The sequence below is a fragment of the Streptomyces akebiae genome (assembly GCF_019599145.1).
GTDB classification, from domain to species: domain Bacteria; phylum Actinomycetota; class Actinomycetes; order Streptomycetales; family Streptomycetaceae; genus Streptomyces; species Streptomyces akebiae.
In genome coordinates, this window is the sequence record NZ_CP080647.1 from 4,673,853 (window position 1) to 4,688,672 (window position 14,820).

Genomic DNA, 14,820 nt, shown 5'->3' on the forward strand with positions numbered 1-14,820 from the left:
ATCCCACCCAGGCACCGGCGCAGAAGGACCCAAGTGATCCCGAAAACCCCAGTCAGACGTACGGCCGGCGCGACCGCTGTCGTGCTCGCCACCGCTGGTGGGCTGCTCACCGCGGCCTCCGCGCCCGCGTCCGCCGCCGTCACGTGCACCTCCCCCGTCTTCAAGCGGCAGTTCTTCGCGAACACCACCTTCTCCGGCACCCCGAAGAAGACGGACTGCGACAGCGCGATCGACCAGAACTGGGGGACCGGCGCTCCCGCCACCGGCCTGCCGTCCAACAACTTCGGCGTCCGCTGGACCGTGACCCGCGACTTCGGCTCCGGCGGCCCCTTCACCCTCTCCGCCACCGGCCTCGACGGCATCCGCGTCTACCTCGACCCCGGCACCACCGGCGCCCGCAAGATCGACCTCTGGAAGAACGGCACCACGACCGTCTCCAAGACCCTCAACCTCACCATCCCCTCCGGCAAGCACACCCTCCGCGTCGACTACGTCAACTGGACCGGCTCCGCCAAGGTCAAGTTCACGTACACGCCCCGCACCTCCGCCACCGTCGACACGGTCAAGCCCCTTGTCCCGACCGGGACTTCGGTGTCGTACGACTCGGAGACGGGCCGGGCCAAGCTGACCTGGGCGAAGAACAAGGAGATGGACCTCGCCGGGTACAAGGTCTACCGGCGGCTCAAGGGCGCTTCGTTCGGCAGCACGCCGCTCGCGACGACCACCTCCACCTCGTACACCGATACCGGGCTGCCGAAGTCGGGCGCGGCGTACTACTACGAGGTCCGCGCCTACGACAGGGCGGGCAATGGGTCGGCGGGTACGGCCGATCAGTTGGTCACCACGGTGGACCGGATCCCGCCGACCGTCCGGGATCTGAAGGTCAGCGGTGAGTCCTCCCTCGACGGGGTGTCCCTCTGGTGGATGTCCGAGGGGGCCGAGACGAACCGGCTGCTGAGGGCCGCCTCGCCCGACGGGCCGTTCGAGGAGGTCAAGGGCCCCTGGGGCAACTCGGCGACCGATGCCACCGCCCCGTACGGGGAGACCTCGTACTACAAGGTCGCGGTGTCGGACGCGGCGGGCAACACCGCGTACTCGTCGGTGGTGTCGATCGCCAGGCCGCTCGCGGTGCCTTACTTCTGGAAGACGGAGAACCGGCCGGAGGACGGCGGCGGCGTCGATCTGCGCTGGGACGTGTCGCCGTACGCGCCGACCGAGTTCCGGGTCCACCGCGAGGAGCGCCGCTTCGACGAGGCGACCGGGACCTTCGACGTCGTCGACTCCCAGGTGGTGCCCTGCGAACCGAAGCTCGCCGACACCGCCTACGGCACCAAGTACAGCTACACCTGCACCGACACCACGGTCGTGCCGAGCCCCGACGACGGGTTCTACGTGTACTGGGTGACGACCGTCGACGCGCTCGGCCGGGAGTCGGCCCCCTCGCAGACCATCTCCCACGGCTACGGCGACGGCACCGCCCCGCCGCTCGTCACCGGGTTCACGGCCACCGCCACCGAGTACGGCACGGTCCTGGACTGGGACGACAGCCCGGTCGCCGACCTCGCCGAGTACAACGTGTTCCGGGTCAGCACGGTGGACGACGGGACCGGGTACACGCATGTGGGCACGGTCGAGGCGGGCACCAGCCGGCTCGTCGACGCGGCGAACCTCCAGGACGGCGAGCACCACACGTACTTCGTGGACGCGGTGGACACCTCGGGCAACTCCAACTACACGTCGGCCGACAAGATGGTGTCCACGACCGTCACCGAGCTCGACCTGCGGCCCACCGTGGAGACCCCCGCGGACTGGCTGGTCAGCGTGAACGCACGGGCCGCCGACGGCGCGGCCGCGGTCGACCTCACCTGGGAGCTGTCCAGCTCGTACAACGGGACGGACATCACCGGTTACCGGGTGTACCGGTGGAACCCGGCCACAGCCGCCTACGAGCCCCTGACCGCCGACCCGGTCACCGGCACGTCGTACACCGACACCACGGCCGCCGCCGGCACCACCCACTTCTACTGGGTGACCGCCCTCCACGCCGACGGCACCGAATCGCCCCCCGGCGACGCCTGGGTGGCCCTGGCCCCCTGAGCACGCGAGGTCCCCTCGCACGCCCCAAGGCCCCAAGGACCACAGCGATCCCACCCAGACGTCACAGCAGGGGCCCGGAGGTTCACCTGAACCTCCGGGCCCCTGACCGTACTTGACGAACCGTCAGTCGGACGCCTGTCGCCCCTTCGGCCGCCACACCACCAACGCGCTGCTCTGCTGCACTTCCTGGTAGGGCACCAGATCGCGCCGGTACGACGCGTGGACGGCGGCCTCGCGCTGGCGCATGGCCGCGGCGGCACCGTCGAGGGCCGCCTCCATCTCGGCCACCCGCGACTGGAGCGCGGCGACCTGGTTCTCCAGTTCGATGATGCGCTTGATGCCGGCCAGGTTGATGCCCTCGTCCTGCGACAACTGCTGGACGGTGCGCAGCAGTTCGATGTCACGGGCCGAGTAGCGACGGCCGCGCCCGGCGGTGCGGTCCGGGGAGACCAGGCCGAGACGGTCGTACTGGCGCAGGGTCTGCGGGTGCAGACCGGAGAGCTGGGCGGCCACCGAGATGACGTACACCGGTGTCTCTTCCGTCAGCTCATAAGGGTTCCTACGGCGGCCGTCCATCACATTCATGCTCCCTTCGCGGCCTGGAACAGCTCCGCTCGCGGGTCCTCACCCGCGGTCGCCTCGCGATACGCCTCCAGCGCGTCACGAGCCTTCCCCGACAGGTCCTTCGGGACACTCACCTCGACGGTGATCAACAGGTCCCCACGGGTGCCGTCCTTGCGGAAGGCGCCCTTGCCCCGGGCCCGCATCGTACGGCCGTTGGGGGTGCCCGGAGGCAGTTTCAGGGTGACCGGCGGTCCGCCCAGGGTCGGGACCCGGACCTCTCCGCCGAGCGCCGCCTCGGGGTACGTCACCGGGACGGTCACCGTGAGGTTGTCGTCCTTGCGGCCGAACACCGGGTGCGGGTCGACGTGCACGACGACGTACAGGTCGCCCGCCGGGCCGCCCCGCTCGCCGGGGGCGCCCTTGCCGCGCAGCCGGATCCGCTGGCCGTCGGAGACGCCCGCCGGGATCCGGACCTGCATGGTGCGGGAGGACTTGGCGCGGCCGGAGCCCTTGCAGATGTCGCAGGGGTGCTCGGCGATCAGACCGCGGCCCTTGCAGTCCGGGCAGGGGTCCGTCAGGGAGAAGCCGCCGCCGGAGCCCCGCGCGACCTGGCCGGTGCCGACGCACGTCGGGCACACCCGGGGTGTGCCGTTGGCGTCGCCGGTGCCCGAACAGGCCTTGCAGGGCGACTGCGAGGACATCCTGAGCGGGACGGTCGCGCCCTCGATGGCCTCGGTGAAGCTCAACGTGACCTCGGACTCGATGTCCTGGCCGCGCCGGGGCTGCACCCGCGTGGTGCCGGAGCTGCCCCGGTTGAACAGGCCGCCGAAGACATCGCCGATGCCCCCGCCGAAGCCGCCCGCCTGGCCACCGCCCTGGGCGCCGCCTCCGAAGAGGTCGCCCAGGTCGAAGTTGAACGAGCCGCCGCCGGCGCCGGGTCCGGGGCGGAAGCCACCGTTGCCGAAGAGGGCGCGGGCCTCGTCGTACTCCTTGCGCTTCTTGGGGTCACCGAGGATGTCGTTGGCCTCGGAGATCTCCTTGAAGCGCTCCTCGGCCTTGGTGTTCCCCTTGTTGGCGTCCGGGTGGAACTCGCGGGCGAGTTTGCGGTACGCCTTCTTGATCTCGGCCTCGGTGGCGTCCTTGGGGACGCCGAGGACCTTGTAGTAGTCCTTCTCGATGAAGTCCTTGGTACTCATCCTCGACGTCCCTCCTTCCGCTCACCGTGCACGCCGCCGCGCACCTCGCCGTGTACGACGCCGTCGGCGTCAGCCCTCGTCCGGGCCACCGCTCTCCTTGTCGTCGGCACCGGAGGCACCCGCCGCCTGCTCCTCGGAGCCCTCGGCCTTGGCGGGCTGCGCCCCCGGCTGGGGCTCGGCCACGGCCACCCGCGCGGGGCGGATGGTGCGCTCGCCGATGCGATACCCCGGCTGGAGAATCGCCACGCACGTCGTCTCGGTGACGTCGGGCGCGTAGCTGTGCATCAGGGCCTCGTGGATCGTCGGGTCGAAGGGCTCGCCCTCCTTGCCGAACTGCTGAAGGCCCATCTTCGCGGCGACGGTCTCGAGGGACTCGGCGACGGACTTGAAGCCGCCGACGAGTTCGCCGTGCTCCCGCGCCCGGCCGATGTCGTCGAGCACGGGCAGGAGTTCGGTCAGGAGGTTCGCGATGGCGATCTCCTTGACCGTGATCCGGTCGCGCTCGACCCGTCGACGGTAGTTCTGGTACTCGGCCTGGAGGCGCTGGAGGTCCGCCGTGCGCTCACCGAGCGCCGTACGCACCTGGTCCAGCTGCGCCGTCAGACCGGCCACCTGGGCCGTCGCTGCCGCGTCCCCGGCCGGGGCCGCCCCCTCCTGGGGGGCGGCCTTCGACTCGGCGTCCTCGGAGCCGGAGGGGACATCAGGCTGCTGCGGCTGAGCCGACTGCGGCTGCTGCTCGTCGAAGCCCGGGGTCTCCTCCGTCACGCGGCACCGTCCTTACGGTCCTCGTCGACGATCTCGGCGTCGACGACGTCATCGTCGGCCTTGGCGTCACCGGCGCCGGCCTCGCCGCCCGCGGCCTGCGCGGCCTGGGCGTCGGCGTAGAGGGCCTGGCCGAGCTTCTGCGAGACGGCCGCGACCTTCTCGGTGGCCGTGCGGATCTCGGCGGTGTCCTCGCCCTTGAGCACTACCTTCAGCTCGGCGACGGACGCCTCGACCTCGGTCTTGATGTCACCGGGGACCTTGTCCTCGTTGTCCTTGAGGAACTTCTCGGTCTGGTAGACGAGCTGCTCGCCCTGGTTGCGGGTCTCGGCGGCCTCGCGGCGGCGGTGGTCCTCCTCCGCGTACTGCTCGGCCTCCTGGCGCATCCGGTCGACCTCGTCCTTCGGCAGCGAGGAGCCGCCGGTGACGGTCATCTTCTGCTCCTTGCCCGTGCCCAGGTCCTTCGCGGTCACGTGCATGATGCCGTTGGCGTCGATGTCGAAGGACACCTCGATCTGCGGGACGCCACGGGGCGCCGGCGGCAGACCGGTGAGCTCGAACATCCCGAGCTTCTTGTTGTACGCCGCGATCTCGCGCTCGCCCTGGTAGACCTGGATCTGCACGGACGGCTGGTTGTCCTCGGCCGTGGTGAAGATCTCGGACCGCTTGGTCGGGATCGTGGTGTTCCGCTCGATGAGCTTGGTCATGATGCCGCCCTTGGTCTCGATACCGAGGGACAGCGGGGTGACGTCGAGGAGCAGGACGTCCTTGACCTCGCCCTTCAGGACACCGGCCTGGAGGGAGGCACCGATGGCGACGACCTCGTCGGGGTTGACCCCCTTGTTGGCCTCCTTGCCACCGGTCAGTTCCTTGACCAGTTCGGCGACGGCCGGCATACGCGTCGACCCACCGACGAGAACGACGTGGTCGATCTCGGAGAGGGCGATCCCGGCGTCCTTGATGACGTTGTGGAACGGCGTCTTGCAGCGCTCCAGCAGGTCGGCCGTCAGCTGCTGGAACTGGGCCCGGGTGAGCTTCTCGTCCAGGTGCAGCGGGCCCTCGGCGGAGGCGGTGATGTAGGGCAGGTTGATCGAGGTCTCGGTGGACGAGGAGAGCTCGATCTTCGCCTTCTCGGCGGCCTCGCGCAGACGCTGCAGCGCCATCTTGTCCTTGGCGAGGTCCACACCGTGGCCGGCGCGGAACTGCTGCACCAGGTAGTCGACGACGCGCTGGTCCCAGTCGTCACCACCGAGGTGGTTGTCACCGTTGGTGGCCTTCACCTCGACGACGCCGTCACCGATCTCCAGGAGCGACACGTCGAAGGTGCCGCCACCGAGGTCGAAGACCAGGATCGTCTGGTCGTCCTTGTCGAGGCCGTAGGCGAGGGCGGCGGCGGTGGGCTCGTTGACGATGCGCAGGACGTTCAGACCCGCGATCTCACCGGCCTCCTTCGTCGCCTGACGCTCGGAGTCGTTGAAGTACGCCGGGACGGTGATGACCGCGTCCGCGACCTTCTCGCCCAGGTAGGCCTCGGCGTCGCGCTTCAGCTTCTGCAGGATGAAGGCGCTCATCTGCTGCGGGTTGAAGTGCTTCCCGTCGAGCTCGATCTTCCAGTCCGTGCCCATGTGACGCTTGACGGACCGAATGGTCCGGTCCACGTTCGTGACCGCCTGACGCTTGGCGACCTCGCCGACGAGCACCTCACCGTTCTTGGCGAAGGCGACGACGGACGGCGTGGTCCTGGCGCCCTCGGCGTTGGTGATCACGGTGGGCTCGCCGCCCTCCAGAACGCTGACGACGGAGTTAGTCGTGCCCAGGTCGATGCCGACCGCACGTGCCATTTCAATTCCTCCAACAATGACTTGAGTGGAACGGACTCAAGTGTGCATGACGCCCACCGCTGGGTCAACAGAGCTGAGTCGAGGGGGCTCAACTCTTATGTTTTCCTTATACGCAACCATCTGCTGACCTGCGCTTATATGTCCACAGGGGCGCCAATCGAGGGGCGCCGAGCAGTGGTCGCCGTACGCCCACGGACCAGCCCGTCCCCCTGACCTCCGCCCCCCGGGCGACGCCACGGCGGTGGTGCGCCGGGGCGCGTCGCCGACGGCTGAGCAGAGGCCCGTGGCGCACGGCCGGAGGCCGCCGGTGGGCGGTCCGCGATGGTCGCGCCGTACCGAACAGCGAGATCCCGCCACTCTCCACGCGCCGCAGCCGCCCACCTCGGACCAACAGCCTCTCCGCCCTCCTCACGACACTCGCTCAGCCACCCACCCCGTCCCGCCCCATCAGCCGCGCCACCACCCCGCCCCGTCCCCGGAGGCCGCGCCCCCGGCCCCCTATCCCACCCACCCCCTCCGCCCCAGCTCCGCCGCCTCCTGTTCGCGGAAGCGGCCGGGGCGGGACACGGGGCCGGGGGCGCGGCCTCCGGGGATGGGGCGGGGGCGGGTGACCCGGTCAGAGGGGCGGTGGGCGCCCGTGGGGACCGGGCGGGTCATGGTGGGGCGGTGGACGCCGGTGGGGCGGGGGCGGTGGATGCCCGTGGGGGCGGGGCGCGCGGCGGTGGGGGACGGTCTGGCCGTGCCGGGCGGGACGAAGAGCATCCCCAGGACGACCAGGGCGGTCGCCCCCGCCACCCACCACGCGGTGCGCGGCTCGGTCCACAGCATGTGGATGGCGAGCCCCACACCCGTGGAACCCGCGGCCGCGACCCCCATCACGACCACCGCCCCGGGCGGCGTGAGCCCGATCCGTCGCAGCCGGTGGGCGAGATGGTCGGGCCCGCCCCGCCACAGCTCCCGCCCCGCCCGTTTCCGCGAGACCAGGACGAGGACCGCGTCGGCGGTCGCCACGGCCGTGAGGGCGAAGGGGGCCCCGACACCGGCCCCGTACCCGACGGCGTACACGTGCAGCACACCCCCCGCGAGCAGGAAGCCCACGAACAACGCCCCGCACGTGCCGAGCACGACGCGCGCGGGCGGCCAGTTGTGCATCAGGAACCCGGTGAGCGCCGCGGCCAGCACGCTGAACAGCGTGGCCAGCCCGTCCATGACCTCGGCCGCCGCGCACCCGCTCAACGCGAACGCGGTGACCGCGCCGACCACGCCGAGCACCCCGTCGGAACGTCCCATCCCCTTGAACCCGTGCACCACCAGGGCGATCCAGACGACCCCCACCATCCCGCCCAGCACGCCGAGTTCGCTGTATGGCACCACCACCGCGGCGCCGACGACCACCCCCGCCGCCCGCACCACGGCCGGCAGTCGCCACACATCACCGAGCAGACCGAACACCCCGAGCCCCGCCCCGACGACGATCAGCCATCCGGCCTCACGCCCGAGCGGAGCGACCCCGCTCCACTCCCCCACCCACGCCACGGCGCCCACGCCGCCCATCACGGCGACACCCCCGAGCAACGGCACCCGCCGCCCGCGCCGGCGTTCCACGATCCCCAGCCGCAGCGCGGGCACGCGGACGGTCGCCGAGAGCACGGCGGTCAGCAACAGGGCGGACGCGGCAGCGAGGATTCCGTACAGCACGGATCCACGTTAGGGGTGAATGTCACAATTTCTTATGAATAACACGATCGTTTTGAAACAGCACGTTCGCCCGGATGTCCGCAGACCCCCACCCCGGCCCCGACAGGCCCGCACTCAGGCAACCCTCAGCGACGCAGATCACCGCCCCCCTGGCTACAGTGCGGCTGAAGAACTGGGTAGTCTCAGACGGACTGCATAAGTTACCGCTTAGTAATGATCTCCATGGATCTCCGAGGCACCCGGGCGGGTACCCCGGAGAAAACCCCTCGCAGGCCCGAGGAGCCCCGAAATGCAACTCGCCGCGATCATCGTGTCGTTGGTCCTGACCGTGGTCGGCGTTGCGCTCATCGCCCGAGCCGTGGCGCAGATCTACCGGTTCGTGAAGCTCGGTCAACCGGTGCCGGCGGGCAGCCGTACGGACGACCCGAAGGCGCGCACGATCACCCTGGCCCGGGAGTTCCTCGGCCACACCCGGATGAACCGGTGGGGGATCGTGGGCTTCGCCCACTGGTTCGTCGCGATCGGCTTCCTGACGCTGCCGCCGACCCTCGCCCAGGCATACGGCCAGCTGTTCCAGGCCGACTGGACGCTGCCGGTCATCGGCGGCTTCCTGCCGTTCGAGATGTACATCGAGTTCATCGGTGTGATGACGATCCTCGGCATCCTGGTGCTGATCGCCATCCGGCTGCTCAACCTGCCCTCCCGGGCCGGCCGCAAGTCGCGTTTCGCGGGCTCCAAGGCCTGGCAGGCGTACTTCGTCGAGTACGTCATCCTCACCATCGGCCTCGCGATCTACACCCTGCGCGGCCTTGAGGGCGCCATCCACCACGTGGACCACTACGAGGCCGGTTACTTCGCCTCGTACCCGCTGGTCCTCGCCTTCAAGGACCTCGACCCCAGCACCCTCCAGAACCTGGTGTACTTCGTCGCCATGATCAAGATCGGCGTCTCGCTGATCTGGATGATCACGGTCTCGCTGAACACCAACATGGGTGTCGCCTGGCACCGCTTCCTCGGCTTCCCGAACATCTGGTTCAAGCGCAACGCGGACGGCGCCACGGCGCTGGGCGGCCTGCAGCCGATGACCTCCGGCGGCAAGCCGATCGACTTCACCGACCCCGGCGACGACGACGTCTTCGGCGTCTCCCAGGTGGAGCAGTTCTCCTGGAAGGGCATCCTCGACTTCTCGACCTGCACCGAGTGCGGTCGCTGCCAGTCGCAGTGCCCGGCCTGGAACACCGGCAAGCCGCTCTCGCCGAAGCTGCTGATCATGTCGCTGCGCGACCACGCGCACGCCAAGGCCCCGTACCTCCTCGCCGGTGGCGGCAAGACCATGGAGGGCGAGGAGAAGGCGTCCGAGGAGCAGCTGGCTTCAGTGCCCGCTTCCGCGCTCGCGGAGGCCGAGCGGCCGCTGATCGGGACCGTCGAGGAGAACGGCGTCATCGACCCGGACGTCCTGTGGTCCTGCACCACCTGCGGCGCCTGCGTCGAGCAGTGCCCCGTCGACATCGAGCACGTCGACCACATCGTCGACATGCGCCGCTACCAGGTGATGATCGAGTCCGCGTTCCCGTCCGAGGCGGGCACGATGCTCAAGAACCTGGAGAAGAAGGGCAACCCCTGGGGCCTGGCGAAGAAGCAGCGCCTGGAGTGGCTCAAGGAGGTCGAGTTCGAGGTCCCGGTCGTCGGCAAGGACATCGAGGACCTCAGCGAGGTCGAGTACCTGTACTGGGTCGGCTGCGCCGGCGCCCTGGAGGACCGCGCCAAGAAGACCACCAAGGCCTTCGCGGAGCTGCTCCACATGGCGGGCGTCAAGTTCGCCATCATGGGCGGCGACGAGAAGTGCACCGGTGACTCCGCCCGCCGTCTCGGCAACGAGCCCCTGTTCCAGGAGCTCGGCATGGAGAACGTCATGGCGCTGAACATGGCGTTCGGCGAGGAGATGGACGACGAGGGCAAGGTCGTGCCCGAGTCGGCGAAGCCGAAGTCCGCGAAGAAGATCGTCGCCACCTGCCCGCACTGTCTCAACACCCTCGGCAACGAGTACCCGCAGCTCGGCGGCGACTACGAGGTCATCCACCACACCCAGCTGCTCCAGCACCTCGTCGACGAGGGCAAGCTGATCCCGGTGACCCCGGTCGAGGGCATCATCACGTACCACGACCCCTGCTACCTGGGCCGCCACAACAAGATCTACACGCCCCCGCGCGAGATCATGACCGCCGTCCCGGGCCTGCGCCAGCAGGAGATGCACCGCCACAAGGAGCGCGGCTTCTGCTGCGGCGCCGGTGGCGCGCGGATGTGGATGGAGGAGCGGATCGGCAAGCGCATCAACAACGAGCGCGTCGACGAGGCCCTCTCCCTCAACCCGGACATCGTCTCCACCGCCTGCCCGTTCTGCCTCGTCATGCTGACCGACTCGGTCAACGGCAAGAAGAACGAGGGCAAGGCCAAGGAGTCCATCACCGTCGTCGACGTCGCCCAGCTGCTGCTGGAGTCCGTCAAGACCCCGGCCCCGGACGACGACGAGCCCCCGGCGGGCACGGCGGAGACGGAGAGCGAGCCGGAGCCGCAGCCGGTGAAGTAGCCGCGCGTGCACGGCAGTTGTCATGACGATGCCCCCGGTCCGGTTCGGACCGGGGGCATCGTCATGACCCGGCCGTCACAGCCCGGCCGTCACAGCCCGTGCGGCTCAGAACTCTTCGGCCGGGAACAGCTTCTCGATCTCCGGCGGCAGGTCGTCGCTCATACGCACCACGAAGAACGGTTCCTCCTCCGGCGAGAGGCGGATCGCCACGGCGTCGGCCGGGTCCAGCCCCTTGACCTCGTACGCCTCGTACACCGCCGGCTCGGCCGTGGCGTCGACCTCGCCGGGTGTGTCCCCGCAGGGCACCGCACGGGCCGTCCCCGCCCTGGCCCCCAACTCGAACTCCACCTCGCCGCGGTCGCTGTAGCTGTCCCCTCCGTACTCCACGACGAACGCGCACTTCGCGGGCGCCTCCCCGCCGGCGCTGTCGGTGCCGCCGACATCCCCCTCACCGTCAGTCGAGCCCTTCCCCTCCCCGAACACCCGCTCGACCGCCGCCCGCACCCCCTCGTCCTCCACCGCGTGCACCAGGACGCGCACCTCGTCCCCCGGCGACTCGCGCACCGCGATCGCGTCCCCGGTGTCGACGCCCTCGACGGCGTACGCCGCGTAGACGGTCAGGTCCTCGGCCGCCACCTGGTCCTCCTCACCACCGCCCTGGTCCTCGCAGACCGAGTCCCGCGCGGTGCCCACCTCGGCGCCGAGGGTGTAGCCGACCTCGCCCGCCTCGACGTACTGCCGGTCGTCGTAGTCCACGGCGAACACGCACAAGGCCGAACTCGTGCCCCCTGTGCCCAGGGCCGCGCACCCGACGGCCAGGGGGACCGTCGCCAGGGCGGCCAGGGCGCTCCGTACACGGGTACCGCTCAGCATCTTGTCTCCCACGGGTTCGACCGCTCGTCCGTCGTTGCCTCGCCACGCAGACGCACGACCGTGGGAAAACGTTCGGACGACCCACCAGCGCACACCCCCGCACCCCCCTGTCGCACAGGTCACAGAATTTTCTCGAACTTCCGTGCAACCCTCCCGTCCCCTCACCGGTCTCCTGTTCGCCAACTTTCCCGTGAACTCCCGGAGAACTCCGGGCAACGCGGACAGAAAGGGCACCCCATTGACTGCGGACGTCTGCCAGACGTCCGCATGCAGCAGGAGATTCCCGCATGCACAAGCATCTGCGACTCGCCCTCGCGACGGCCTCCGCGGCCGCGCTGACGGGCGGTCTGCTCACCTTCTCGGCCGTGACGGCGACGGCGGCCGACTCGGTCCACCAGCCCGTGGCCGACTTCAACGGCGACGGCTACGGCGACGTCGCGTACTCGGCCGGAAACGCCACCGTCGGCGGCGCCACGGGCGCCGGCCAGATCGTCGCCCTGTACGGCTCGGCGAGCGGCGTGACCTCGACGAAGCGCGCCACGATCAGCCAGAACACCACCGGCGTACCCGGCAGCGCCGAGAAGAACGACGCCTTCGGCTGGGTCAGCGCGTACGGCGACTACAACGACGACGGCTACGACGACCTCGCCGTGTCGGCGCAGGGCGAGGACGTCGACGGCGACACCGACGGCGGCACGGTCCTCATCGTCTGGGGCTCGGCGAACGGCCTGTCCGGCGCCACCACCGTCAAGGACCCGGCGGTCTCCTCGCACGACTACTGGGGCACCGCGCTGGCGTCCGGCGACTTCGACGGCGACGGCAAGGAGGACCTCGCGGTCGGCTCCTCGTCGAACCGGGTGTACGTCTTCAAGGGCGGCATCAGCAAGTCCGGCGCGTACGGCGGCCGCTACAGCTTCACCACCGACATCCTCTCCGGCCAGGGCACCGGCACGCTGGTGATGAGCGCGGGCGACGTCAACGGTGACAAGCGGACCGACCTCGTCGTCAACGGCTACGAGACCGACGGCGACTACCACTACAACACCAACTGGTACGTGCCCGGCAGCGCCTCCGGCCTGAGCGCCTCGGGCGCGCAGGAGCTGAAGCGCGGCATCATCACCGGCATCGGCGACATCAACGGCGACGGCTACGGCGACATCGTCACCGGCCAGGACTGGGACCCGTCGAAGGACGGCAGCCAGCCCTCGGTGCCCGAGTCGTCCACCGGCGGCAAGGTCCACGTCGTCTACGGCACCGCCGGCGGCCCGGGCACCACCGTCGCGGTGACGCAGAACAGCGGCAACGTGCCCGGTTCCTCCGAGCGCGGCGACTGGTTCGGCAGCGAGCTGTCCCTCGGCGACGTCAACGGCGACGGGAAGACCGACCTGGTGGTCGGCGCCCCCGGCGAGAACCTCGGCGGTGTCGTCAACGCGGGCGCCCTGACCATCCTGTACGGCACGGAATCCGGTCTGAACACGACCTCCGGCTACCAGTACTTCGCCCAGTCCACCGCGGGCGTGCCCGGTTCGGACGAGACGGACGACCGCCTCGGCAGCGACGTGAAGCTCACCGACCTCACCAATGACGGCAAGGCGGACCTGACGGTCGGCGCATACGGCGAGAACGACTTCAACGGTTCCCTGCTCTACCTGCCCTCCGACGGTACGAAGATCACCACGACGGGCTCGCGCTCCATCGCCCCGTCCGCGGTCGGCGTCTCCACCTCCGGCCAGCCGGTCTTCGGCGCGAACGCGGCCAACTGACCCGGGCGACCGCCACAGGCACAACCAGAGTTCGGGCCCGCATCCACTTTGGATGCGGGCCCTCCCTCCCCGTGCGCAGCAGCCGCAGCACCCTCCTGACGACGACCCTCACCACAGCCCGGACCGCGCTGACGAGGCGGGCGGGGTGCACGTCCTGTACGGCGCCAAGTCGGGCCTGGGGGCTCAGGGTTCGCAGTGGTTCGCCCGCAACTCACCGGGTGTCCCGGGCGCCCTGGCCACCGGCGACTACGTCGGCCACACGGTCCGCCTCCGCGACACCGACCGCGACGGCATGGCGGACCTGTACGTCATGGGCGACAACAGCTCGCTGCGCCTGCCGGGCACCTCGAAGGGCGTGACGACGACGGGCGTGCAGCAGGTGAACGGTGACGTCGTCACGGGAATGCTTCAGTAACGCGGCTCACGTATCGCACGTATGAGGGCGGCGAGCCCGGCGGGGGTGGAGCGCACCACCCGGCCGGGCTCCTCGCTCTCACGGAGGTGGAGAGCTTCGCGATGGGCCGCGATCTCAAGGCAGTTGGCCGCATCACCGCCGCTGGAGAACGAGGACTTACGCCACACCATGCCGTCCGCCATGCCCTGACCCCTCAGCATTCTCGTACGAGTCGGTGGATGAACTCGCGGGACTCTACGACCTCCAACGCCGCCGCCTCCACCTTGCGCAGCACCTGCCGGTATCGCCCGAGCTGAGCCTCCGCGTCCAGGAAGGCACTGCCATGCTGACTGTCCACCATGGCGGTGTCGAGCCGCGGAACCGGGCCGCCCGCGTACACCACCGGATCGACGACCCCGGCGAAACCGTCCACATCGAACGGCACCACACGCACCGCGACTTCGCTCTCCAACAGATACGACAACTGCTCCCGAGCCACCTTCCGGTCGGCCACCCGGATCCGCAGCGCCGCCTCATGCACCAACGCCAGGTACCGCACACTCTCCAGAGCCCGCTGCCGACGCAACCTGAACTCCACCCGCGTCTCCAGCTCCTCCTCCGAAAGCCTCGGCACCGAGCCCTCGAAGATCGCCCGTACCTGTCCCTCGGTCTGCAGCAGCCCAGGAATATGCACGCACTCGAAGTTGGTCAGGTGGGCGGCATGGTGTTCCAGCTCCGCCAGGTCCAGATACCCCGACGGTACGCGCTCCCGGTACTCCTCCCACCAGCCCCGCCCGCGCTCGGTCGCCATGGCCGCCAACGCCTCGACGAGGGCGGCGTCGTCACAGGCGTACTGCCCGGCCAGGTACCGCACGCGCTCGGCACTCACGCCGACATTGCCCGACTCCATCATGGAGATCTTGCTCTGCGCGATCCCCGTGGCATCGGACGCCTCCCGGATCGACTGCCCCCTCCGTTCCCGCAGCTTGCGCAGCTCGGCGCCCAGCCGCGCCTGGCGTGCGGTGACGATGCTTCTGGCCGGCAT

Annotated in this window: 12 protein-coding genes; 4 read left to right on the plus strand and 8 right to left on the minus strand. The window is 69.9% G+C overall.

Translation table 11 applies throughout. The features are described from left to right. Positions 1-33 precede the first annotated feature (33 nt). Positions 34-2,097, plus strand: coding sequence for a PA14 domain-containing protein (locus K1J60_RS20060; protein ID WP_259407809.1), 2,064 nt, complete (start codon positions 34-36; stop codon positions 2,095-2,097). Positions 2,098-2,220: 123 nt separating this feature from the next. Here K1J60_RS20060 and K1J60_RS20065 read toward each other — a convergent pair whose 3' ends face one another. The 5 genes from K1J60_RS20065 to K1J60_RS20085 form a co-directional block, all read right to left on the minus strand. Continuing rightward, complete coding sequence (locus tag K1J60_RS20065; RefSeq protein WP_220651567.1) at positions 2,221-2,673, minus strand: heat shock protein transcriptional repressor HspR; 453 nt, start codon at positions 2,671-2,673, stop codon at positions 2,221-2,223. 5 nt (positions 2,674-2,678) lie between these two features. Further along, positions 2,679-3,857 (minus strand): molecular chaperone DnaJ, encoded by a 1,179-nt coding sequence (gene dnaJ, locus K1J60_RS20070; RefSeq protein ID WP_220647411.1) that lies wholly within the window; start codon positions 3,855-3,857, stop codon positions 2,679-2,681. A gap of 69 nt (positions 3,858-3,926) precedes the next feature. After that, the gene (grpE, locus tag K1J60_RS20075; protein WP_220647412.1) at positions 3,927-4,622 is read right to left on the minus strand and encodes a nucleotide exchange factor GrpE; all 696 of its coding nucleotides are present in this window, start codon (positions 4,620-4,622) and stop codon (positions 3,927-3,929) included. After that, complete coding sequence (gene dnaK / locus K1J60_RS20080) at positions 4,619-6,460, minus strand: molecular chaperone DnaK (RefSeq protein WP_220647413.1); 1,842 nt, start codon at positions 6,458-6,460, stop codon at positions 4,619-4,621. Before dnaK ends, grpE begins: the two co-directional genes overlap by 4 nt. 498 nt (positions 6,461-6,958) lie before the next feature. Continuing rightward, positions 6,959-8,158, minus strand: coding sequence for an MraY family glycosyltransferase (locus tag K1J60_RS20085; RefSeq protein ID WP_220647414.1), 1,200 nt, complete (start codon positions 8,156-8,158; stop codon positions 6,959-6,961). A 289-nt stretch (positions 8,159-8,447) separates the two neighbouring features. Between K1J60_RS20085 and K1J60_RS20090 the strand changes: the two genes are divergently transcribed. After that, complete coding sequence (locus K1J60_RS20090) at positions 8,448-10,745, plus strand: (Fe-S)-binding protein (protein ID WP_220647415.1); 2,298 nt, start codon at positions 8,448-8,450, stop codon at positions 10,743-10,745. Positions 10,746-10,850: 105 nt separating this feature from the next. Here the strand turns inward: K1J60_RS20090 and K1J60_RS20095 are convergent, their stop codons facing one another. Then, on the minus strand, positions 10,851-11,618 hold the full coding sequence (locus tag K1J60_RS20095) for a DUF6281 family protein (protein ID WP_220647416.1): 768 nt from the start codon (positions 11,616-11,618) through the stop codon (positions 10,851-10,853). A gap of 287 nt (positions 11,619-11,905) precedes the next feature. Here K1J60_RS20095 and K1J60_RS20100 point away from each other — a divergent pair, with 287 nt between their 5' ends. Continuing rightward, the gene (locus K1J60_RS20100) at positions 11,906-13,381 is read left to right on the plus strand and encodes an FG-GAP and VCBS repeat-containing protein (RefSeq protein ID WP_220647417.1); all 1,476 of its coding nucleotides are present in this window, start codon (positions 11,906-11,908) and stop codon (positions 13,379-13,381) included. 52 nt (positions 13,382-13,433) lie between these two features. Continuing rightward, positions 13,434-13,796: a hypothetical protein gene (locus K1J60_RS20105; RefSeq protein WP_220647418.1), complete on the plus strand. Its 363-nt coding sequence runs from the start codon at positions 13,434-13,436 to the stop codon at positions 13,794-13,796. Here the strand turns inward: K1J60_RS20105 and K1J60_RS20110 are convergent. Beyond that, the gene (locus tag K1J60_RS20110) at positions 13,790-13,978 is read right to left on the minus strand and encodes a DUF397 domain-containing protein (RefSeq protein WP_220647419.1); all 189 of its coding nucleotides are present in this window, start codon (positions 13,976-13,978) and stop codon (positions 13,790-13,792) included. The two genes, K1J60_RS20105 and K1J60_RS20110, sit on opposite strands and share 7 nt — an antisense overlap. A gap of 11 nt (positions 13,979-13,989) precedes the next feature. Next, on the minus strand, positions 13,990-14,820 hold the full coding sequence (locus K1J60_RS20115; protein ID WP_220647420.1) for a helix-turn-helix domain-containing protein: 831 nt from the start codon (positions 14,818-14,820) through the stop codon (positions 13,990-13,992).

Coding starts and splice junctions, on each gene's coding strand:
- dnaK (WP_220647413.1), bottom strand. CDS start 6,460: ATGGCACGTGCGGTCGGCATCGACCTGGGCACGACTAACTCCGTCGTC.
- K1J60_RS20110 (WP_220647419.1), bottom strand. CDS start 13,978: ATGGCGGACGGCATGGTGTGGCGTAAGTCCTCGTTCTCCAGCGGCGGT.
- K1J60_RS20095 (WP_220647416.1), bottom strand. CDS start 11,618: ATGCTGAGCGGTACCCGTGTACGGAGCGCCCTGGCCGCCCTGGCGACG.
- K1J60_RS20065 (WP_220651567.1), bottom strand. CDS start 2,673: ATGGACGGCCGCCGTAGGAACCCTTATGAGCTGACGGAAGAGACACCG.
- K1J60_RS20115 (WP_220647420.1), bottom strand. CDS start 14,820: ATGCCGGCCAGAAGCATCGTCACCGCACGCCAGGCGCGGCTGGGCGCC.
- K1J60_RS20090 (WP_220647415.1), top strand. CDS start 8,448: ATGCAACTCGCCGCGATCATCGTGTCGTTGGTCCTGACCGTGGTCGGC.
- dnaJ (WP_220647411.1), bottom strand. CDS start 3,857: ATGAGTACCAAGGACTTCATCGAGAAGGACTACTACAAGGTCCTCGGC.
- K1J60_RS20105 (WP_220647418.1), top strand. CDS start 13,434: ATGCGGGCCCTCCCTCCCCGTGCGCAGCAGCCGCAGCACCCTCCTGAC.
- K1J60_RS20100 (WP_220647417.1), top strand. CDS start 11,906: ATGCACAAGCATCTGCGACTCGCCCTCGCGACGGCCTCCGCGGCCGCG.